Here is a 20,842-nt window from a genome sequence, read left to right as displayed (position 1 = left end):
GTTATCGCTGACGACCTTCGCGAGCAAGCTCGCTCCTACAGTGGGGGTGTGGCGATCATACGAAGCAGAGTGACAGCGACTCGGCAATATAGGCCGGCTTCTCCTGACCTTCGATTTCCAGGGTGGCGGTGGCCTTGAACAGCCATTGGCCCGGTTTTTTCTCGGTGACGTCAGTGAGGGTGACGTTCAGCCGCACCTTGGAGTTTACTTTCACCGGCTGGATAAAGCGCACGCTGTCCAGGCCGTAGTTGACGGCCATTTTCAAGCCTTCGGGCATGATCAGGATGTCTTCCATCAGCTTGGGCATCAGCGACAGTGACAGGAACCCGTGGGCGATGGTGCTGCCGAACGGGGTTTGCGCGGCCTTGACCGGGTCGACGTGGATGAACTGATGATCGCCCGTGGCTTCCGCGAACAGGTTGATACGCGCCTGGTCGATGGTGAGCCATTCGGAACGTCCCAGCTCCTTGCCGACGTAATCTTTGAGCTGCGCTACGGGTACATAGGGCATTGCGTCTCTCCTTGGTTCATCACTTATGTGCCCGTTGATAAGGGGCGTTTTTATGGGTTACAGAGAACCAATGTAGATCATCATGGGCAATCAGCCTGGTCAACCCAACATGCTTTTGGCGAATGCCGGAGCATAGGGCGGGCATGCTTATAATGCGCGCGAGTTTTGAGGGGGGAGAGCGGGATGCTGTTACGTGGCCTGACCTGGCTGGTGCTGTTTCAACTGATCGGCACCGCGATCAATCATTTGCTGGTGCCGGTACTGCCGGGGCCGATCATCGGCTTGTTGCTGATGCTGGGCTTTCTGGTGTGGCGCGGTGAAGTCGGCGAGCCCCTGAGCCTGGCGGCCGGCAGCCTGTTGCGTTACCTGCCGCTGCTGCTGGTGCCGCCGGCCGTGGGAGTGATGGTGTATGCCACAGACATCGGGGCGGATTTCTGGGCCATCGTCGGGGCGTTGGTGTTGTCGCTGGTGATCGCCATGGGCTTTGTCGGTGTGCTGATGCAGCAGATGGTCAAGCGCAAGGAGAAGGACCAATGATCCTCGACTGGCAGGGCGCCTGGACGGCGGTCATTCATCACCCGCTGTTCGGTATCGGTATCACCCTGGGTGCCTATCAACTGGTGCTGGCGGGGTTCGAGAAAACCCGCTGGATCTTCCTGCAGCCGGTGCTGGTGTCGATGCTGCTGGTGATCGGCGTGCTGCTCACCTGCGGGCTGAGCTACGCCGAATACCGCAAGAGCACCGAGATCATGGGCATCCTGCTGGGGCCTGCGACCGTGGCCCTGGCGGTGCCGCTTTATCTGAACCTGCGACGGATTCGCCAATTGTTCTGGCCGATATTTACTACGCTGGTGGTAGGCGGAGTATTGGCCACCGGCCTTTGTGTGGCGTTGGGATGGTGGTTCGGGGCCGAGCACAGGGTGCTGATGACCATGGCGCCCAAGTCGGTCACCTCGCCGATTGCCATGCTGGTGGCCGAGCAGATCGGCGGCGTGGCGGCCTTGGCGGCGGTGTTTGTGTTGATCACTGGGGTGGTCGGCGCGATGATCGGTCCAGCGCTCTTGTCGCGCCTGGGTGTACGTAGCCCCGAAGCGCGCGGCATGGCCCTGGGCATGACCGCCCACGCCGTCGGCACCTCGGTGGCCCTGCAGGAAAGCGAAGAATGCGGCGCCTTCGCGGCGCTGGCCATGAGTTTGATGGGCGTGGCCACGGCGGTGTTCCTGCCGTTGGCGGTGTCGGTCATTGTTTAACCCAGGTTTTAAGGAAACCGTTATGAGTCTGGCGCTATTCCCCCTCAACACTGTGCTGTTCCCGGGCTGCACCCTCGACTTGCAGATATTTGAGGCGCGCTACCTGGACATGATCGGCCGTTGCATGAAAAAGGGCGAAGGCTTTGGTGTGGTGTGCATCCTGGATGGCTCGGAAGTGGGCACGGCCCCTGACGGTTATGCGCTTGTCGGTTGTGAAGCGCTGATTCGTGACTTCAAACAGCAGGACAACGGCCTGCTGGGCATTCGCGTCGAAGGTGGCCGTCGTTTCCGCGTGCGTGAGGCCGGCGTGCAGAAAGACCAGTTGCTGGTGGCCGATGTGCAATGGCTGCAAGAATTGCCGGACCAGCCGCTGGGCGAAGAGGACGCCGACTTGCTGGCGTTGCTTGAGGCCTTGGCCGAACACCCGATGGTGGCCTCGCTGGACATGGGCGGCCAGGCCGAAGGCCAGCAAGCCCTGAGCAATCAGTTGGCCTATCTGCTTCCATTTAGCGAGGCCGACAAGATTGACTTGCTGCAACTGGACGACCCAGGGCAACGCCTGGATGCGATCCAACTGCTGCTCGATGAATTGCAGGGCGAACTGTTCACCTGATGTTCGGATTTGCCTGACAGGACTTTCCGACTTTGGTCGGTCGCCTCCACTGCGCCGCCTGCACTATTTTCCGATCGCACAACAATGATCGGAGATAACCATGATTCGGCTGACCCCCTCGGAACAAGTCGCGTGGGACGCTTATTTTGTCAGCGTGACCACGCAATTACTCCAGCAGGAAGCCACGCGTGGCGCGGAGTACATCACCGAGCGCGCCGCCGAAATGGCCGATGAGATGCTGCTGGAGCGCCGCGAGCGTTACGCTGAACGGCGCAGCGCCTCCGTGGACTGGATCGGCCCGGCCAAGGGTCAATAGGCGTACCTGAGCAGTGCGTGGGGCGTACCGGTAAAGGCGATGAAACCGAGCACGGCCACCACGGCGGGCAGCACCAGCCACCAGGCTTTTTGCGACATGGCTGGCAATGGGCTGCGGTGCTCGATTGCCGTCAGGCTGAACGCACATACGGTCATTGCCAGCAAGGTGCCGGCCAGGATGTCCGTGGGCCAATGGGCGCCCAGGTACACCCGCGACAAGGCAATGAACGCCGCGGGAATGCAGCCCAGCAGCATCCAGGTCAGGCGCAGCCGCGTAGGTTGGCCGCGACCGGCCAATACCGCGAGCGCCAGGAAGAAGGCAAAGGCCCCGGAGGCATGGCCGCTGGGCATGCTGAAGCTGGTCAGCGGGTCCGTTAGGATTTCCGGGCGGCCACGGGCGAAAAACAGCTTGGTGCCGGTGTTAATCACTGCCGCGCCAGCGAGGGTGGCGCCGACAAATACAGCGTGGCGCCACTGCCGTGCCAACAGCAACAGGCCAGTGAACACGGCGCTGGCGAAAAACATCTTCTTGAACTCACCCAGTTGGGTGACCCGCACCATCACCTCGTCCAGCCACGGGCTGCGATGTTCCTGCACCAGTGCGCTCAGGCCCTGGTCGAAGTCATTGAGATGGGGGTAGCCGATAAACAGCGCGATCAACAACACTAGGCTGGCGCAACCAATCCACAAGGTGGTGCGCCGATGCCCGCGCCAACTGCTGTTCAAACTCATCCCCAGCAACACCGCGAGACACGCCGCGATAATCGCCGCTTCCGGCCAGAAGCCTTCCGGCAAGGGCAGACGGAACGCGGCGCCGGCAGCCCAGCCCGGCAGCAGATAGGCCACGGTCCAACCCGCTGCGGCAATGATGCTCACAGCGGCAAAGCGCGGGAAGGGCATGTCGCACATGCCGGCGACCATGGGCAGCATGGGACGCAATGGGCCGATGAAGCGCCCGACCAACAAGCTGGCGATTCCGTACTTGTGGAAGTAGGTTTCTGCGCCGTTCATCCATTCAGGATGCTGGCGCAGGCCGGGCAGGCGCCGGATGTTCTGATGGAAATGGCGGCCCAGGTAATAGGAAACGCTGTCGCCCAATAAGCCGCCGAGGAAGCCCAGCAGCAGGGTTTCACTCAGCGACAGCGCACCGCTGCCAGCCAACGCGGCGATTGCAAACAGCAATACCGTGCCTGGCACGATCAACCCGGCAATCGCCAGGCATTCCACACACGCGACAATAAACACCGCCGCTGCCAGCCATTGTGGGTTGAGGGTCAACCAGCCGGTGATGCTATCGAGCCATTGGCCCATACAATCCACTCCATGCATACAAAACAGAATTTGAGACGGTGAAATTCAACTGTGGGAGCTGGCTTGCCGGCGATGGCTGCGGCATGGCCAGCATTGAAGTTGCCTGACACACCGCTATCGCAGGCAAGCCAGCTCCCACATGGGATGTGTCGCGCGTTAAATCAAAAAATAATCCCGGCCTTCGACCTGCCCCCGACGCAGCGGGTTCCGCGTGCAATAAGGCGCATAGCCAGCATCGACGAAACGGTACATCAAGTGCTCATCGCGCCCAGTGGGAATGCCCAGGCGCGTAGTCTGGATAATGTGCGTGGGCACCTGGCCCACGTCTTCGACATACAGCAGTTCCTGATCGAAGCGCTTGGCATCCCACATCGGCACTTTCAGGCCCAGTGCCTTGCACAGCAGCGTCTGGCCTGCACACAGCTTCTGCGAGGGGCGTGGGCTGCCGTCGGGATTGGGGTTGTTCAACAGCATCTGCGCCAGGCTCGCCGCCCCGGAAATTTCGTCGACCCAGGGATAGGCCGATTTGATCAACACGTCCATGATTTACCTGTGATTTAACTGTTCTTTATCCCTCGAATCATAACGGCATATAAGAAGCATTAGAATAATTACCATTTAGATTTAACTGTGTGATGTAGAAAATGCTAACAAGAAGTGACCACGAAGTGATGGCAAAATGCTTTGCTGTGAAATATAATTAACGAATCGGTTCGTTTTTTTGTGCAGGGCAACTGAAATGTTTAGTTTTTTTACAAAAAGGCAAAAGCATTACGATATTGTCAAACATATACTGCGGAAAGACTACAAAATTGAAAGCGAATTAAATCCAAATTTTATTTTGGTTTCGGAATATAAAAGCATAGTTAGTGAAGCGGTTCGTAATGAGATAAGTGATGAAGAGGTCGCAATAAAAGTTGCGGCTAGATATTGTGCAAAATTAGCAGTTCATGACCAAATACAAGAAGCAAAGCAAATCACGCCAAGACTGCTACTTGCTGCTGAATATTTTTTAAGTCGAGGTTTAATCTCGAAAGAAGTCTGGGATTACGTGCATGCAGAGCTATCAAATTCTGTTCTATCTACAAAAGACAAGATGTAACACATTTACTTGCAAGGTCGATTTTTGTGCTTGAACTTGTTCAAGTATAAAAATTGAGCACATATAAATTTTCAAAAGTGAAATTTGTGCTAAATCAAAAACAAGTCTTTTACAACCACAAATCTCATCTTCGCACTGCAAGCATTAAAATGCTATTTTCAAAAAAAATCTAAAAGTTTTTTCATAACTTTACATGAAATTATTGATAGTTTGATTTTTCTAACCATCAATTAATGGCTTATATACGGCAAAAAACGTTGTCAATAGCAAATCGAAAATATATTTATAGTCCGACCTTATTCACATTTACGGGTCAACCTTATTTAACTTTTTCTTAATTGAGTTTTGCAACTAACCACTTCAACAAAAAGCATCGAGAAACCTAAAAATCTCTCCCAGTTTAATTTCATTCTCGAACGTGGGGGTGGGTCACCCAAAAAAATGAAAATATTCAAACCCTACCACTCGATTTAAAAATAAAACACAACTCACAAAAACAAGCATAAGACCCATGATTTCAGTTAATTGATATTAGGGTAGCGTAAAACGCTTACCCCCTTTAAAAACGTCATTTGCGTGAGTTGTATTTTCAAAAGCATTTCGTTGCTTTTCTAAAAGCGAAGCTACCAGATGCTTTTGACTTTATTCCCAGTTCAACCCAATAGGGCAAGGGGTTTATAATTTTCAAAGTGTCACACACGCGGTAGTAAAGCACTGGAAAAACTTCGTTTTATGATTTGCTTCGCTTCGCTCTTCAAATCTGCGAACTTCGTTCGCCTTTCCCAGATGCTTTTGACTTTTCGCCCCGAACGGGGCATGGCTTTTGATTTTGATTGTAAAAGTATTTAAGAGTATTTAAGAGTCCTTAAGAGTATTTAAGGTAGTTATTTTTTACTGTTTCCAAGCCAAAAATCAGGCTAATAGGCCCAGCGTTATATGCATAAAGGCCCAGCGTAATATGATGATAGGCCCAGCGTAATATGTAAATAGGTCCAGCGTTATATGTGAATAGGCCCAGCGTAATATGTAGCATTATCATGCTAAATAAAAGTTCTAGCGTTGTTCTGTTGACTTATTAAAATACTATGATTAGATAGTATTAGTAGAACAATAAAAAGGAGACGCTATGCAGCTAATATTCAACCAGATTGAAACCAAAAAAAAGATTTATGCACAAGATACATACATGACTTTTGCAAAGTCAATTCTTCACCTACCTATCTTTCAATCCGTCAAGAACAGCGAGCGAAAGAGAACAACGTTAAAAATTGAGAATATTTATGGGTTTAAGAATGTAGAAATGCGTTTCTATCCTTTGTCAGTAGGCTTTGATTTTGACGTTTTTTATTACATTCTTCAAAAAAAGATGAAATCCGAAAAACTGTCATTCACAATTAACCTTACCCACTTTATGAAGTTCCACAAGGTTCACCCTAGCAACAAGAAGGTTTACATAGAGAAATTAAAGCAGTCGCTTGATAACATGCTTGATTTTTACTTAAAGTTTTCATACGGCCCTAAAACATACAAATGCCATTTATTGACCCATGTTGAAGAAAATGAAGAAAATAGAGAAGAGATAAAGATAACTTTCAGCAAGTTTTTTGAGAACTTCTACAAGCATGACCCTGATTTGATTTTCAATCTCCAACTTGACCAATTTAAAGAAATCAAAGGCGACTATGCAAAAATATTGTATATGTTCTATTTCACAAATAGATTTAATGATAGTGTTAAATTCAAAATTGACGAAGTGCTACAAAGGTTGCAGGCTGATTTTTCTGTCAAGAAAAAGGCGTATGAATACATAAAAAAAGCACATGATGAACTGATAAATATTGGGTATTTGAAAAGTGTAAAAGTCATTAAAGATGGTCGTGAATTATCTGGCTATGAAATTGAATTTGAAAAAAGAAGAGCGAAGCCATTACCTGAACCAAAAGAAGAAATTCAAACTAAAGAAAAAATATCGTTTGAAGAGTTCGATGAAGAGTTGCCTTTTTAATGAGGTCATGCAATACAAAAAAGCCCATAGGGCTTTTATTATTTATCTGCTATAAAAAATCACGTCTTGATTTTGGCTAATCTGTTCTTCTTTTTACCCAAAAAGCCACCTTCAAACTTTACAGGAATATCATTTTTTTCAAGTTCAACTTCTTGAACATCTAAAAACTCATTGATGTATTTTTGACCATCAGGCGAATCAAGTTCTTTATGCATTAACTTTAATTGGTCGTTTATTTTATCAAGTTGTGCTTTGTTAGGTTTTGACTGTTGGTAATTGATACTACGATTAATACAAGCCTCAACGAAGTTTTTAACAGATGAAAACGCGTCTGTAAGTCTTTCATAATAGGTTCTTTTATCTTCGATTTTAATATCAAGCTCGTTGATTTCATCAGTTTTTGAACTTATTGAAGAAACTAGCTTATCTTCGTTTTGCTGCAATATAAGAATGTTATCAACAATGGCATTAACTTCTTTTTTACCATCATCAATCTTCAAGCCAAGCTCTTCGTTGGTGGTTTTTAGTTGTTCATTTTCAGTTTTATAGATACGATTAGCACCTAAAATTCTTTTAAGGTCTTTGTCTAATCTAGCTTTATCTTCAGCCTTTTGTTTTAATTCTTTACTAAGGGCTTCAAGCTCTTCAATACTTTTATTTATTGAATTATATGTTCTAAACATCTTGGGTTTTGAAGCGTCATCATTGATTAACTTTCTTCTTATTTTTTTATCTTCTGTTTCAGGCAATACCTCAACTTGAAAATCATAACCTTTGTTAACAAGTTCCTTGTTAACAAAGGCATAAATCATTTTCTGGTAGGCTTCGCCTAGGGCCTGAGCGTCGGAGAAACTTCTACCTTCAATTTCAGGTTTTCCCTCGCTTTTCAAAAAATTATTAACCATTTTAAATTCATCATTGATTAGGTCATATTTCCCTGTTCTTTTGTTTTTCCCATCTATAAATATATGTGGGTGAACTCCCAAGTTATCATCGTGTTCACTGGTGATTTCATCACCATGAAAAACGATTAACTTAACAGGATAATCAGGCAGGTTTTCTTTGTAAAAGTTGTTTATTATATTCATATAATCAGTGGGTTTTACATAATCCACACATTGATTAAATGGAAACTTCCAAAATGCTTCTTGAATAACAGTTTTTTTCAAACTGAAATCATCATCCGATTTATTCAATTCGATAGATTTGTTTTTTAATTCTATGTATTTGTTGACACAAGAAACCTTTTGTTTCTTGCGTTGAACATTCATTTCATCAATAACATTTGAAGAGGCAACATCAACAACTTCTGGGTTTTGAAGCAAAGCTTGAAGAAAAGATGTTAATTCACCATCTTCATTTTTTTTGATAAGTTCTTTTAATTTATAAGCGTATTTTGACAACTCACAATTAACTTCGGCTAATTGTCCATTATCTTGTTTTTGCTCAGTGAGTGGGTCATATATGGATTTGAATATTTTCTTTCGGTCATCAACCGAAAGCTTATCCATTCTTGTAAGTTTGTTATTGAAAAAAACAATGTTCTTGTCAATAAGGTCTTTGTTAAATTCAAGGTCATCTTTTTGAACAATTCTTAACGAATGTTCAAGTGATGATTTAAGTTGATTGATACCGGGTGTTTTCTTAACACGGTTACCACTGGTGAAATTTAATCTTTTCCAGATCATGCTTTTGGTTTTGGACATTTTGCTCCTGATCGATGTTCACCGGGTAGGTGAACTGAGTTGTCTTTGTCACTCAGAAGGCCCACAAGGCCGCTGGTGACTGCGTAAGGCTGCGACCCTAAAAGGGGTGCGGAGTCTTCGCAAAGTGTTCTACAAGAGAAATTAGAGCCATTGCAAATGGTGAGAATTTTCTTGTTGAACAGTAGGTGTTGCCGTTGCTTTTGTTTCTGTCCTGCCGACTAGGCACCAGTGGTCATTTCGCAAGCGTAGCGGCTTTCACGAAGTGAAAGTGTGAAATTACCATCAACTGGTTGATAAATACTCATACTTCCAGTATTTGAGTTATTTAATTACAAGTTACCATGTATTATTTTATTTTCAAGCGAGAACAAAAAAGGCCACCTTGAAAGGCAGCCTTGTGAACTGATTGAACTTTCTATTGGCCTCTGTTCCAATTAAATATTTCTTCAAGTTCACTTTGTCTTTGCTTGTGGTCTGTTGTTCTAAATACATTCTGGATAATGCCATCGTTTATAAAACGTTTAGCACCATTTTTGAACATGATGGCGTAATCATTAAGTTCAAAATCAATAACTATGCTTTTGATAATCTCATGAAGCAACAAGTTTATTTTTGAGCGTGTTTCATATGTGCCATTTGCTTTTAATTCCTCAACAGCATTATCAATGTTTGAGTTGTAAATATTAAGCTGCGAAACCTCTACTTCTGTTTGTGACTTCTCTAATAAAAGATTTTTAATTTCTAGTTCTGCTTGTTTAGCTCCATCAATCATGAATGAAGGCAAGGCACCATCATGTTCAATAAAAGACTTCTGGAAATTTTCAAGCAACTTTTTATTCTTATCAATCTTGGTTTCAATCGTCCGTAGTTTTTTGGTTAAAGCATCAAGCGGATTATTTTCATCTAAAATGTCGGCAAGATTGATTTCTTGAATAGCTTTTAATAAGGTAATTTCAAAGTCGTCATATCGTAAACGTTTCAAAATACATTCGCGTGTAAATTTTCCCTTCTTACACACAATATAATTGACCGACTTTGGAACCTTTGCACGCTTATCAATACCGGGATTGAGTAGATGAACAGGGCCACCACAGTCAGCACATTTCAAAAGTCCGGTGAAAAGGTTTGTGAATACCTTCCCTTTACGTCCTTTTCGCGTGGTATTTGTTGCAGCAATACGTTGACATTGTTCAAACGTTTCACGGCTAATGATTGCTGGGAAATAGTCCTCAATAGGTTCACAAGCTGCAATCAAGTCACGTTTGCCAGTGTTTTGCTTCTTAGGCTGATAAAGTCCAAAGGTTGCCGGATTTCTCAAAATTTTAGAAATTATGGAAGGCTCCCAATACTCAATGTTTTTGAATGTTGGGATTCTTCTTTCATTCAAGATGTTCTTGATTTTTAACGAGCCGTTACCATTCTGGAAAAGCTCAAAGATGAGTTTGACCGTTTCGGCTTTTTCAGGATTGAGAACGTATCGACGACGTTTAATGTCTTTTCGTTTTTCTTCATCAAATACGTCGAAGGTTTGGGTATCAAGCCACGCTGGGGCTTGTGCAGTCATTGCGATTTTATGAACGGCGGCAAGCTCTCTTTTACTTGCCCAATTTAATAGACCTTTATCGCTTTTGTTTTTGCTTTCGACATTTGCACGGGTAGCATCAATTGATAAAGTGATGATTGTATAAACATCAATTTCTTCAAGGATTTTTTGTTCTTTATCACTGATGATTGCGAGTTTCAAACCTTTTGAAATTATCGCGTTAACCTTCATTAAAGCATCAATAGGGCCACGTCTTGTTAGCCGGTCAATGTTTTCTAGTGCAAACACATCACCCGGCTGAAACTTACCTTTTTCAAGGTCTTCAAAGAATTTAGTAAGTTCTTTTTGTTGCGTATCATCGGAAAAGGCAGAATGGCCGATGTCTTCAAGAGCGTGACTATTTTCTAGTGACAAGTCATTTTTTGCGGCAAAATCGGCTATCAGCTTTCGCTGACGTTCAAGCGAAAAGCCCCGTAATTGCTCACTTGTAGACATCCGAAGGTATGAAATTAACCGTGCCACAAGTCGCTCCCTATAAGGTCAAATCTTACGGGTATTATACGCCTGACTTGATCAGCACGGCATTGCCCGGGCCGTGGGCGCTGAAGTTCAACGAATCACCGCCACGGGCGTAGTACATGTAGATATGGCCACCACCCAGAAACAAAGCCTTACGCTTTTCTGTGTAGCCGAGTGAGGCGTGGCTGCCTTTTTCGGCCACGTAATAGGCTTCGGTTTCAATAATTCGCGCCGAAAGCCAGAGATCGCCCACACGATGACGAATGACTTTTCCGAGTAATTCACGCGCAAGCAGTTGGGCATCGCGGTCGAAGAAGCTATCGGGCAGCGGGCTGGCGGGGAGCAGCGGGGCAAAGTCGGGCATGGCGGTCAAGGGTTGATACGGCTAAATGTGACCGAATCATAACAACTCTCACCTTAATTACGGCTGAACCTGGGGTTTTTACAGTTCATTTCGACCATCCGCCCCTCACCGCTGTCAGTCGGGCGGCGTCACAGCTATAATCTGCCGCTTTCCTCTTTGCCAAGACTCCCTGACCATGACTGAGTCCGTTCTTGACTACATGACCCGCCTGGGTCGCGCTGCCCGGCAGGCCTCGCGGTTGATCGCCCGTGCGAGCACCGCGCAGAAGAACCGTGCGCTGCTGGCGGCTGCGGATGCTCTGGATGCTTCGCGCTCCGAGTTGACCGCCGCCAACGAGCTGGACCTGGCCAATGGGCGCGCTAACGGCCTGGAGCCAGCCCTGCTGGACCGCCTGGCGCTGACCCCGGCACGTATCGACGACATGATCGAAGGCCTGCGTCAGGTGGCCAAGCTGCCTGACCCCATCGGTGAAATTCGCGACATGCGCTACCTGCCGTCCGGCATCCAGGTGGGCAAGATGCGCGTGCCCCTGGGCGTGATCGGCATCATCTATGAGTCGCGTCCGAACGTGACCATCGACGCCGCGAGCCTGTGCCTCAAGTCTGGCAACGCCACCATCCTGCGTGGCGGTTCCGAAGCGATCAATTCCAACCGCGCCATCGCCGCCTGCATCCAGCAGGGCCTGGCCGTGGCCGAGTTACCGGCTGAAGTGGTGCAAGTGGTGGAAACCACCGACCGTGCTGCCGTGGGCGCGCTGATCACCATGCCGGAATTCGTCGACGTGATTGTGCCGCGGGGGGGCAAGAGCCTGATCGAGCGTGTCAGCCGTGATGCCAAGGTGCCAGTTATCAAGCACCTGGACGGCGTCTGCCATGTGTTCATCGACATCGCCGCCGACCTCGACAAGGCGATTCGCATTGCCGACAACGCCAAGACCCACCGCTACGCGCCGTGCAACACTATGGAAACCCTGCTGGTGCACGCTGGCATTGCCGAGCGTGTGCTGCCGCCGCTGGCCGCCATCTACCGTGACAAGTCGGTAGAGCTGCGCGGTTGCGAGCGCACCCGTGCGCTGCTGGGCGCGGACGTCATCGAGGCGACCGAGCAGGACTGGTACACCGAGTACACGGCCCCGATCCTGTCGATCCGCATCGTCGACGACCTGGACCAGGCCATCGAACACATCAATACCTATGGCTCCAAGCACACCGACGCCATCGTTTCCGAGCATTTCAGCGATGCCCGGCGTTTTCTCAACGAAGTGGATTCCGCTTCGGTGATGGTCAACGCCTCGACGCGTTTTGCCGACGGCTTCGAGTACGGCCTGGGGGCTGAGATCGGTATTTCCACCGACAAGCTCCACGCACGCGGCCCGGTGGGCCTCGAAGGGCTGACCAGTGAGAAGTACGTGGTGTTTGGCGACGGTCATGTGCGCACTTGATGACTAAACGCATCGGGCTGCTCGGCGGTACTTTCGACCCCGTGCACATCGGCCATTTGCGCAGTGCCCTCGAAGTTGCGGATGCCCTTGCGCTGGATGAGCTGCGCCTGCTGCCCAATTTCCGGCCGCCCCATCGCGACACGCCGCAGGTGGCCGCCGAGCAACGCCTGGAAATGGTGCGTGTTGCCGTGGAAGGTATATCGCCGCTGGTGGTGGACGATCGCGAACTCAAGCGCGATAAACCGTCCTACACTATCGACACCCTGGAGCTGATGCGCGCCGAATTGGCCGCGGATGACCCACTGTTTCTGCTTTTGGGCTGGGACGCATTTTGCGGCCTGCCCTCTTGGCACCGCTGGGAGGAACTCCTCCAGCATTGCCACATCCTGGTTTTGCAACGCCCGGATGCCGACAGCGAACCGCCGGATGCCTTGCGCAACCTGCTGGCCGCGCGGTCGGTAAGTGACCCCTTGGCCCTGACCGGGCCGAACGGGAATATTGCATTCGTCTGGCAGACCCCGCTTGCGGTGTCCGCCACCCAGATCCGTCAACTGCTGGCCAGCGGGAAGTCGGTACGTTTCCTGGTGCCTGACGCGGTCCTGGCCTACATCGATGCGCACGGGCTGTACCGTGCGTCGAACTGAAAAGGCGCGCTTGAACGCACGAACCGTGCAGCAAGCGCCCGAACATACGAGCAAAACGAGTTTTATATGACGAACAAAGACGTAAGCAAAGTTAAGCGCAAAGGCACCTTCAAAAGCGCGCCGCTGCCGGTTGAAGCCCATGTCGGCCCGGAATTGGCTGGCGAAGAGCTGGTGAAAGTCGCCGTGGCTGCCCTGGAAGACGTTAAAGCCCAGGACATCCAGGTGCTGGACGTGCGCGACAAGCAGAGCATCACCGACTTCATGATCATCGCCACCGGTACCTCCAACCGCCAGATCGGCGCGATGCTGGACAAGGTTCGCGAAGCCGTCAAAGCCCAGGGCGTCAAGCCACTGGGTGAAGAAGGCAAGGGCGACAGCGACTGGGTGTTGCTGGACATGGACGATGTGATCGTTCACATGATGACTTCCAACGCTCGCCAGTTCTACGACCTGGAGCGTCTGTGGAAAGGCGCCGAGCAAAGCCGTGCCGCCGATGGCAAGCACCACAGCCCGGAAGTGGGCCACGCGCACTTCGACAAGCTCAACAAAGACCAGGAATAAGGAACGGCTGTGCGCCTGCGTCTGATCGCTGTCGGTTCACGCATGCCCAAGTGGGTGGAAGAAGGCTGGCACGAATATGCCAAGCGTCTGCCCGCTGAGCTGTCGCTTGAGCTGGTGGAAATACCGCTCAATACCCGGGGCAAGAACGCCGACGTGGCGCGCTTTATCCGTCAGGAAGGCGAAGCCATGCTGGCCAAGGTCGGCCCCAATGAGCGCATCGTCACCCTTGAAGTGCACGGCAAGCCCTGGAGCACCGAGCAACTGGCGGTGGAACTGGATCGCTGGCGCCTGGATTCGCGCACGGTCAATTTCATGGTCGGCGGCCCGGAAGGGCTGGCGCCGGAAGTCTGTGCGCGGGCCGATCAGCGGTGGTCGCTGTCGGCGCTGACGTTGCCGCACCCGTTGGTAAGGATTCTGATCGGTGAACAGCTGTATCGCGCCTGGACAGTTCTGTCCGGGCACCCTTACCACAAATAGTCTGCGCCGCCCCCGATGACCCAGCCGATCCGCATCAAGGACCACGAGAAAGACGCACGTCTGGTACGCGCGCGGGTGGTGTTCGGTGCTGTCTTGGTGGTGGTGCTGATGTGCGTGCTGATTGCGCGGCTGTATTTCCTCCAGGTGATCCAGTACGACTATCACTCCACGCTGTCGGAAAACAACCGGGTGCATGTGCAGCCGATTCCCCCGACCCGTGGGCTGATTTTCGACCGCAATGGCGTAGTGGTTGCCGATAACCGGCCCAGCTTCAGCCTGAGCATGACCCGTGAACGCTCCGGCGACTGGAAGCAGGTCCTCGATGTCATCGTCGAGGTGCTGCAACTGACGCCGGAAGACCGGGCCGTCTTCGAGAAGCGCATGCGGCAGGGGCGCCGGCCGTTCGAGCCGGTGCCGATCCTGTTCGAGCTGACCGAAGAGCAGATCGCCCGTATTGCGGTGAACCAGTTCCGCCTGCCGGGTGTGGAAGTGGTGGCGCAGTTGGTGCGGCATTACCCGCAAGGGCCGCACTTTGCCCACTCCGTTGGCTACATGGGGCGGATCAACGAGAAAGAGCTGAAAACCCTCGACCCGATCAACTACAGCGGCACCCATCACATCGGCAAAACCGGTATCGAGCGCTTCTACGAGGCCGAGTTGCATGGCCAGGTAGGTAACGAGGAAGTCGAGACCAATGCGCGTGGTCGCGTATTGCGCGTGCTCAAGCGCACCGATCCGGTGCCTGGCAAAGACATTGTCCTGAGCCTGGACATCAAGTTGCAGGAAGCTGCCGAGATGGCCCTGGGCGGTCGGCGGGGTGCCGTAGTGGCGCTGGACCCGAAGACTGGCGAAGTGCTGGCGATGGTCAGCCAGCCCAGCTTCGACCCCAACCCGTTTGTGACTGGCATCAGCTTCAAGGCCTACGCCGAGCTGCGTGATTCCATCGACCGGCCACTGTTCAACCGTGTGTTGCGCGGCCTGTACCCACCGGGCTCGACCATCAAGCCGGCGGTTGCGATTGCCGGCCTGGATGCTGGCGTGGTCACGGCCTCAAGCCGGGTGTACGACCCTGGCTACTACATGCTGCCCAACTACGACCACAAGTACCGTAACTGGAACCGCTCCGGTGACGGCTATGTCGATTTGGACACCGCAATCATGCGCTCCAACGACACCTATTTTTACGACCTGGCCCACAAGCTGGGGATTGATCGGCTATCTGCCTACATGGGCAAGTTCGGCCTCGGTCAGAAAGTCTCCCTGGACATGTTCGAAGAATCCCCCGGCCTGATGCCGTCGCGGGAGTGGAAGCGTGCGACCCGACGCCAGGCGTGGTTCCCCGGCGAAACCCTGATCCTGGGTATCGGCCAGGGCTATATGCAAGCCACTCCGCTGCAACTGGCCCAGGCCACGGCGCTGGTGGCGAACAAAGGCGTGTGGAACCGACCGCATCTGGCCAGGACCATCGAAGGCGAAAAGCCGGTTGACGACAACCCGATTCCGGACATCGTGCTGCGTGACCCGTCCGACTGGGCCAAGGTCAACCACGGCATGCAGCAGGTGATGCACGGCGCTCGCGGCACTGCGCGCAAAGCGGCAATTGGCGCTCAATACCGCATTGCCGGCAAAAGTGGTACCGCCCAAGTGGTCGCGATCAAACAAGGCGAAAAGTATGACCGCTCCAAGGTGCAGGAGCGCCACCGCGACCACGCCTTGTTTGTCGGCTTTGCCCCGGCGGAAGACCCGAAAATCGTGGTGGCAGTGATGGTCGAGAACGGCGAGTCCGGCTCCGGCGTCGCGGCCCCAGTGGTACGCCAGGTGATGGACGCCTGGCTGCTGGCCGACGATGGCCGGCTCAAGCCCGAGTATGGCGGCCCCCCTTCAAGCCCCGAGGTTACGGCCCGTGAAGAGTAATTTTGACCGCATCCTCTCCAGCGAAGATGTGATGCGTCGCCGTGCGACGTTGCTGCAACGCATGCACATTGATGGCCCCCTTCTGATCCTGCTGCTGACCCTGGCGGCCGGCAGCCTTTTTGTGCTGTATTCGGCCAGCGGCAAGAACTGGGACCTGCTGATCAAGCAGGCGTCCTCGTTTGGCCTGGGCCTGCTGTCGATGGTGGTGATCGCCCAGTTGGAGCCGCGTTTCATGGCGCGCTGGGTGCCCTTGGGCTATGTCGCCGGCGTGTTGTTGCTGGTGGTGGTGGACGTCATGGGCCACAACGCCATGGGCGCCACACGCTGGATCAACATCCCCGGTGTGATTCGCTTCCAGCCGTCGGAATTCATGAAGATCCTGATGCCCGCCACCATTGCCTGGTACCTCTCCAAGCGCACCTTGCCGCCGCAGCTCAAGCACGTGGCGATCAGCCTGATCCTGATCGGTGTGCCCTTTGTGTTGATCGTGCGCCAGCCGGACCTTGGCACCTCGTTGCTGATCCTCGCCGGTGGCGCGTTCGTATTGTTCATGGGCGGCCTGCGCTGGCGCTGGATCCTCAGCGTGCTGGCAGCCGCCGTGCCCGTGGCCGTGGCCATGTGGTTCTTCTTCATGCACGACTACCAGAAGCAACGGATCCTGACGTTCCTCGACCCGGAGAGCGACCCGCTGGGTACTGGCTGGAACATCATCCAATCCAAGGCGGCCATCGGTTCCGGCGGGGTATTTGGCAAGGGATGGTTGCTGGGCACCCAGTCTCACCTGGACTTCTTGCCCGAGAGCCACACCGACTTCATTATCGCGGTGATGGGCGAAGAATTCGGTCTGGTGGGCATTTGCGCGTTGTTGCTGATTTATCTGCTGTTGATTGGTCGCGGCCTGGTGATCACTGCCCAGGCGCAGACGCTGTTCGGCAAATTGCTCGCCGGCAGCCTGACCATGACTTTTTTTGTTTATGTTTTCGTCAACATCGGTATGGTCAGTGGCCTGCTGCCGGTGGTTGGGGTGCCGTTGCCATTCATTAGCTACGGCGGAACTTCGCTGGTGACATTGCTGTCAGCGTTTGGGGTTTTGATGTCGATTCATACGCATCGCAAGTGGATCGCACAGGTTTGAATAAGGTGAAGATGTCAATGCAAGTAATGCGCGGCTGGGCGACTCGGCATGCGACCTGGATGGGCCTGATCGGGCTGCTGGGTGCAACGCAAGAGGCGCAGGCCGGTGACTACGATGGCTCTCCCCAGGTTGCCGAATTTGTCGGTGAGCTGACCCGCGACTACGGTTTTGCCGGTGAGCAACTGATGGGCGTGTTCCGCGAAGCCCAGAAAAAGCAGGCGATCCTCGACGCCATTTCCCGGCCCGCCGAACGCGTCAAGCAGTGGAAGGACTATCGCCCGATGTTCCTCACTGATGCACGCGTCGCCCGCGGCGTGGATTTCTGGCGCCAGCACGAGGCGGTACTGGCCCGCGCCGAGCAGGAGTACGGCGTGCCAGCCCAGGTGATCGTCTCGATCATCGGCATCGAAACCTTCTACGGGCGCAACACCGGCAGCTACCGAGTGATCGACGCCTTGTCGACACTGGGCTTCGATTACCCGCCCCGCGCCGAGTTCTTCCGCAAGGAACTGCGCGAATTCCTGTTGCTGGCCCGCGAAGAGCAGGTCGACCCGCTGAGCCTCAAGGGCTCCTACGCCGGGGCGATGGGCTTGCCGCAGTTCATGCCGAGCAGTTTTCGCGCCTACGCGGTGGATTTCGACGGTGACGGGCACATCAATATCTGGAGCAACCCCGACGATGCCATCGGCAGCGTGGCCAGCTACTTCAAGCGCCACGGTTGGGTCGCCGGCGAGCCGGTGGTTATCCGCGCCGATGTCACGGGCGAGCGCGCCGACGAGGGCCTGACCCAAGGTATCGAACCGGTCAAGACCGTCGGGGAGTTGCGAGCGCTGGGCTGGTCGAGTCAGAATGCGCCACGCGACGACATGCCGGTGACGGCATTCCGCCTGGAAGGCGCAAATGGCCCTGAATACTGGATGGGCCTGAAGAATTTCTACGCAATCACGCGTTATAACCGCAGTGTGATGTACGCCATGGCCGTGCATCAGCTGTCAGATGAGCTGGTTCAAGCACGGGGCAACAAGTAATGCGGGTATCGCCGTTCAAAAAACCGCTCAAGCTGGTGGCGTTCGCCGCGTTGTCCTTGTTGGTAGCCAGTTGCTCCACCACCCCTAACCGTGCGCCGGCCAAGAAGGCGGGCGGTGCGGTGGTACGTGCCCAGCCGGGCCTGGACATCAACCGCGCGCACAAAGACGGCGCGCCGTGGTGGGATGTGGATGTGTCGAAAATCCCGGACGCCACGCCGACCCTGCACACCGGCCCGTACAAGGCCAACCCCTATACCGTGCTGGGCAAGAATTACTTCCCGCTGCAGGAATCCAAGACTTACGTGCAGTCGGGCACCGCGTCCTGGTACGGCACCAAGTTCCATGGCCAGAACACCGCCAACGGCGAAGTGTATGACCTGTATGGCATGAGCGCGGCCCACAAGACCCTGCCGCTGCCCAGCTATGTGCGCGTGACCAACCTGGACAACAATCGCACCGTGATCCTGCGGGTCAATGATCGTGGGCCGTTCTATTCGGACCGGATCATCGACTTGTCCTACGCGGCCGCCAAGAAACTCGGTTATGCCGAAACCGGCACCGCACGGGTCAAGGTCGAAGGCATCGATCCGGCGCAGTATTGGGCCCAGCGTGGCAAACCTGCGCCGTTGATGCTCAACGAACCGCCAACCCCGCAACCGCAAGTGACGGCCTCCACCGGCAAGATCGAGCAATGGACCCCGCCACCTGCGCAGCATGCGCCTGATACCGTGGTGGTGCCTCACGCGGCAGCGGGCGCCTCCATGGCCGGTGGGCAATACCTGCAGGTCGGCGCTTTCGCCAACCCGGATGCGGCAGAACTGTTAAGGTCCAAGCTCAGCGGCATGGTCAGCGCGCCGGTCTTCATCAGTTCCATCGTGCGTAACCAGCAAACCTTGCACCGTGTACGCATGGGCCCTATCGGCTCGCCGAGCGAAGTGGCACAAGTGCAGAACAGCGTGCGTCTGGCCAATCTGGGGCAACCCAGCGTGGTCACCGCAGAATAAGCAGTAACGGATTGATGGCTCAGACGCGCATGCGCGCTTGAACCCTGGTTGTTGGCTCGTTGAACAATAAAAACCCAGGGGCAAGGGGTGAGCGGGCAACCGAACACGTGACAGTCTGGAAGCGGGCTGTCTGAATAGTTTTGCCCGCGAGGGCAAGTTTCCATAAGCAATTTCGAGAGACGGATGAACATCACCACCTTAGCCAAACGTACGTGCCTGCTTATCTCGCTGATCATCACCCCAGCCGCCTGGGCGGTTGAAATGGTGCCGGCCTCCCCGCAACTGGCCGCCAAGTCGTGGGTCCTCATGGACGCCGCCAGTGGCAACGTGCTGGTCGAAAACGGCGGTGATGTACGCCTGCCGCCTGCCAGCCTGACCAAGCTGATGACTGCCTACATCGCGACCCTGGAAATCCGTCGCGGCCAGATCGGCGAAAACGACCCGGTTACCGTCAGCGAAAACGCCTGGCGTACCGGTGGTTCGCGGATGTTCATCAAGGTGGGTTCGCAAGTCACCGTGAGCGACCTGCTGCACGGCATCATCATCCAGTCCGGTAACGACGCCAGCGTCGCCCTGGCCGAGCACATCGCCGGCAGCGAAGACGCCTTCGCCGACATGATGAACAAAACCGCCGGTGAGCTGGGCATGACCAACAGCCACTTCATGAACCCGACCGGCCTGCCGAACCCAGAGCACTATTCGTCGGCTCATGACATGGCGATCCTGGCGCGCGCCATCATCCGCGTTGACCCGGTGCACTATGCGATCTACTCCCAGAAGGAATTCTTCTGGAACAACATCAAGCAGCCCAACCGCAACCTGTTGCTGTGGCGTGACAAGACCGTCGATGGCCTGAAGACCGGCCACACCGACGAAGCCGGCTACTGCATGGTGTCGTCCGCCGTACGTGATGGCCAGCGCCTGATCGCCGTGGTATTCGGCACCAACAGCGAGCAGGCCCGTGCGGCCGAGACGCAAAAACTGCTGACTTACGGCTTCCGCTTCTTCGAAACCCAGACCTTCTACCAGAAGGGTGCTGAGCTGGCGACCGCGCCGGTGTGGAAGGGCGCGACGTCGCAAGTCAAGGCCGGCCTGGCCGACGACCTGACCCTGACCATGCCTAAAGGCCAGCTGAAAAAGCTCGCCGCCAGCATGACCCTGAACCCGCAATTGGTTGCGCCAATCGCCAAGGGTGATGTGATCGGCAAGGTCGAAGTCAAGCTGGACGACAAGGTGGTGCACAGCGCCGACCTGATCGCGCTGGACGCTGTCGAGGAAGGTGGTATCTTCCGCCGCGTATGGGATAGCATCCGTCTATTCTTCTACGGCTTGTTCAACTGATTGTGTGCACCTGCAAAGCCCCGCGTTGATCCAACGCGGGGCTTTGCCCGTCGCCACG

19 protein-coding genes and 2 pseudogenes are annotated in these 20,842 nt (G+C 53.3%); 15 read left to right on the top strand and 6 right to left on the bottom strand.

From position 1 onward, the window contains the following. Positions 1-55 precede the first annotated feature (55 nt). Positions 56-511 carry a MaoC family dehydratase gene (locus HBO10_RS21085; RefSeq protein WP_003194496.1) on the bottom strand — a complete coding sequence of 152 codons (456 nt, stop codon included), beginning with the start codon at positions 509-511 and terminating at the stop codon, positions 56-58. Between the two features lie 183 nt (positions 512-694). On the opposite strand from HBO10_RS21085, the gene HBO10_RS21080 reads away from it, so the two are divergent. From HBO10_RS21080 to HBO10_RS21065, 4 genes are all read left to right on the top strand, one after another. After that, complete coding sequence (locus HBO10_RS21080; RefSeq protein WP_034126898.1) at positions 695-1,048, top strand: CidA/LrgA family protein; 354 nt, start codon at positions 695-697, stop codon at positions 1,046-1,048. Next, positions 1,045-1,761, top strand: a complete 717-nt coding sequence (locus HBO10_RS21075) for an LrgB family protein (RefSeq protein ID WP_034126899.1) — start codon at positions 1,045-1,047, stop codon at positions 1,759-1,761. The genes HBO10_RS21080 and HBO10_RS21075 overlap by 4 nt, the downstream gene beginning before the upstream one ends. 22 nt (positions 1,762-1,783) lie before the next feature. Beyond that, complete coding sequence (locus tag HBO10_RS21070; RefSeq protein WP_034126900.1) at positions 1,784-2,374, top strand: LON peptidase substrate-binding domain-containing protein; 591 nt, start codon at positions 1,784-1,786, stop codon at positions 2,372-2,374. 100 nt (positions 2,375-2,474) lie between these two features. After that, positions 2,475-2,690 carry a hypothetical protein gene (locus tag HBO10_RS21065; protein WP_034126901.1) on the top strand — a complete coding sequence of 72 codons (216 nt, stop codon included), beginning with the start codon at positions 2,475-2,477 and terminating at the stop codon, positions 2,688-2,690. Here the strand turns inward: HBO10_RS21065 and HBO10_RS21060 are convergent. Together HBO10_RS21060 and HBO10_RS21055 are read right to left on the bottom strand one after the other, a co-directional pair. Continuing rightward, the gene (locus tag HBO10_RS21060) at positions 2,684-4,000 is read right to left on the bottom strand and encodes a bifunctional DedA family/phosphatase PAP2 family protein (protein WP_034126902.1); all 1,317 of its coding nucleotides are present in this window, start codon (positions 3,998-4,000) and stop codon (positions 2,684-2,686) included. The two genes, HBO10_RS21065 and HBO10_RS21060, sit on opposite strands and share 7 nt — an antisense overlap. 156 nt (positions 4,001-4,156) lie before the next feature. Further along, a pseudogene (locus HBO10_RS21055) lies at positions 4,157-4,537 on the bottom strand (DNA-3-methyladenine glycosylase); the annotation flags it as partial. A gap of 202 nt (positions 4,538-4,739) precedes the next feature. Between HBO10_RS21055 and HBO10_RS21050 the strand changes: the two are divergent. Next, complete coding sequence (locus tag HBO10_RS21050) at positions 4,740-5,102, top strand: hypothetical protein (protein WP_152612749.1); 363 nt, start codon at positions 4,740-4,742, stop codon at positions 5,100-5,102. Between the two features lie 1,126 nt (positions 5,103-6,228). Further along, positions 6,229-7,107 (top strand): hypothetical protein, encoded by an 879-nt coding sequence (locus HBO10_RS21045; protein WP_034004180.1) that lies wholly within the window; start codon positions 6,229-6,231, stop codon positions 7,105-7,107. 59 nt (positions 7,108-7,166) lie between these two features. Here the strand turns inward: HBO10_RS21045 and HBO10_RS21040 are convergent, their stop codons facing one another. The 3 genes and pseudogenes from HBO10_RS21040 to HBO10_RS21030 all read right to left on the bottom strand — a co-directional run. Continuing rightward, positions 7,167-8,813 carry a hypothetical protein gene (locus HBO10_RS21040; RefSeq protein ID WP_052199953.1) on the bottom strand — a complete coding sequence of 549 codons (1,647 nt, stop codon included), beginning with the start codon at positions 8,811-8,813 and terminating at the stop codon, positions 7,167-7,169. 415 nt (positions 8,814-9,228) lie between these two features. Beyond that, positions 9,229-10,878 (bottom strand): recombinase family protein, encoded by a 1,650-nt coding sequence (locus HBO10_RS21035; protein ID WP_152612748.1) that lies wholly within the window; start codon positions 10,876-10,878, stop codon positions 9,229-9,231. 40 nt (positions 10,879-10,918) lie between these two features. After that, positions 10,919-11,239: pseudogene (locus HBO10_RS21030) on the bottom strand (DNA-3-methyladenine glycosylase); the annotation flags it as partial. Positions 11,240-11,414: 175 nt separating this feature from the next. On the opposite strand from HBO10_RS21030, the gene HBO10_RS21025 reads away from it, so the two are divergent. The 9 genes from HBO10_RS21025 to HBO10_RS20985 all read left to right on the top strand — a co-directional run bounded on the left by HBO10_RS21025 (position 11,415) and on the right by HBO10_RS20985 (position 20,784). After that, positions 11,415-12,680: a glutamate-5-semialdehyde dehydrogenase gene (locus HBO10_RS21025; protein ID WP_034126904.1), complete on the top strand. Its 1,266-nt coding sequence runs from the start codon at positions 11,415-11,417 to the stop codon at positions 12,678-12,680. After that, a complete protein-coding gene (gene nadD, locus HBO10_RS21020; protein ID WP_003194480.1) occupies positions 12,680-13,324 on the top strand; it encodes a nicotinate-nucleotide adenylyltransferase in 645 nt (214 codons plus the stop codon). The genes HBO10_RS21025 and nadD overlap by 1 nt, the downstream gene beginning before the upstream one ends. Before the next feature lie 66 nt (positions 13,325-13,390). Beyond that, entirely contained in the window at positions 13,391-13,885 is a 495-nt protein-coding gene (rsfS, locus tag HBO10_RS21015; protein ID WP_003176298.1) for a ribosome silencing factor, read from the top strand. 9 nt (positions 13,886-13,894) lie between these two features. Next, positions 13,895-14,362: a 23S rRNA (pseudouridine(1915)-N(3))-methyltransferase RlmH gene (rlmH, locus tag HBO10_RS21010; RefSeq protein ID WP_003176297.1), complete on the top strand. Its 468-nt coding sequence runs from the start codon at positions 13,895-13,897 to the stop codon at positions 14,360-14,362. A gap of 15 nt (positions 14,363-14,377) precedes the next feature. Beyond that, positions 14,378-16,276, top strand: a complete 1,899-nt coding sequence (gene mrdA, locus HBO10_RS21005; protein WP_034126905.1) for a penicillin-binding protein 2 — start codon at positions 14,378-14,380, stop codon at positions 16,274-16,276. A 31-nt stretch (positions 16,277-16,307) separates the two neighbouring features. Beyond that, positions 16,308-17,411, top strand: coding sequence for a rod shape-determining protein RodA (rodA, locus tag HBO10_RS21000; RefSeq protein ID WP_044268991.1), 1,104 nt, complete (start codon positions 16,308-16,310; stop codon positions 17,409-17,411). Positions 17,412-17,428: 17 nt separating this feature from the next. Continuing rightward, entirely contained in the window at positions 17,429-18,439 is a 1,011-nt protein-coding gene (mltB, locus tag HBO10_RS20995; protein WP_034126906.1) for a lytic murein transglycosylase B, read from the top strand. Then, entirely contained in the window at positions 18,439-19,443 is a 1,005-nt protein-coding gene (locus HBO10_RS20990; protein WP_032895156.1) for a septal ring lytic transglycosylase RlpA family protein, read from the top strand. The genes mltB and HBO10_RS20990 overlap by 1 nt, the downstream gene beginning before the upstream one ends. Positions 19,444-19,626: 183 nt before the next feature. Then, positions 19,627-20,784 carry a D-alanyl-D-alanine carboxypeptidase family protein gene (locus HBO10_RS20985; protein WP_003194468.1) on the top strand — a complete coding sequence of 386 codons (1,158 nt, stop codon included), beginning with the start codon at positions 19,627-19,629 and terminating at the stop codon, positions 20,782-20,784. The last annotated feature ends 58 nt before the right edge of the window (positions 20,785-20,842 follow it).

Source organism: Pseudomonas sp. WS 5503 (genome assembly GCF_012985385.1).
Lineage (GTDB): Bacteria > Pseudomonadota > Gammaproteobacteria > Pseudomonadales > Pseudomonadaceae > Aquipseudomonas > Aquipseudomonas paracarnis.
Note: the sequence above shows the minus strand (reverse complement) of the source record. Positions and strands in the feature narration are given on the sequence as shown.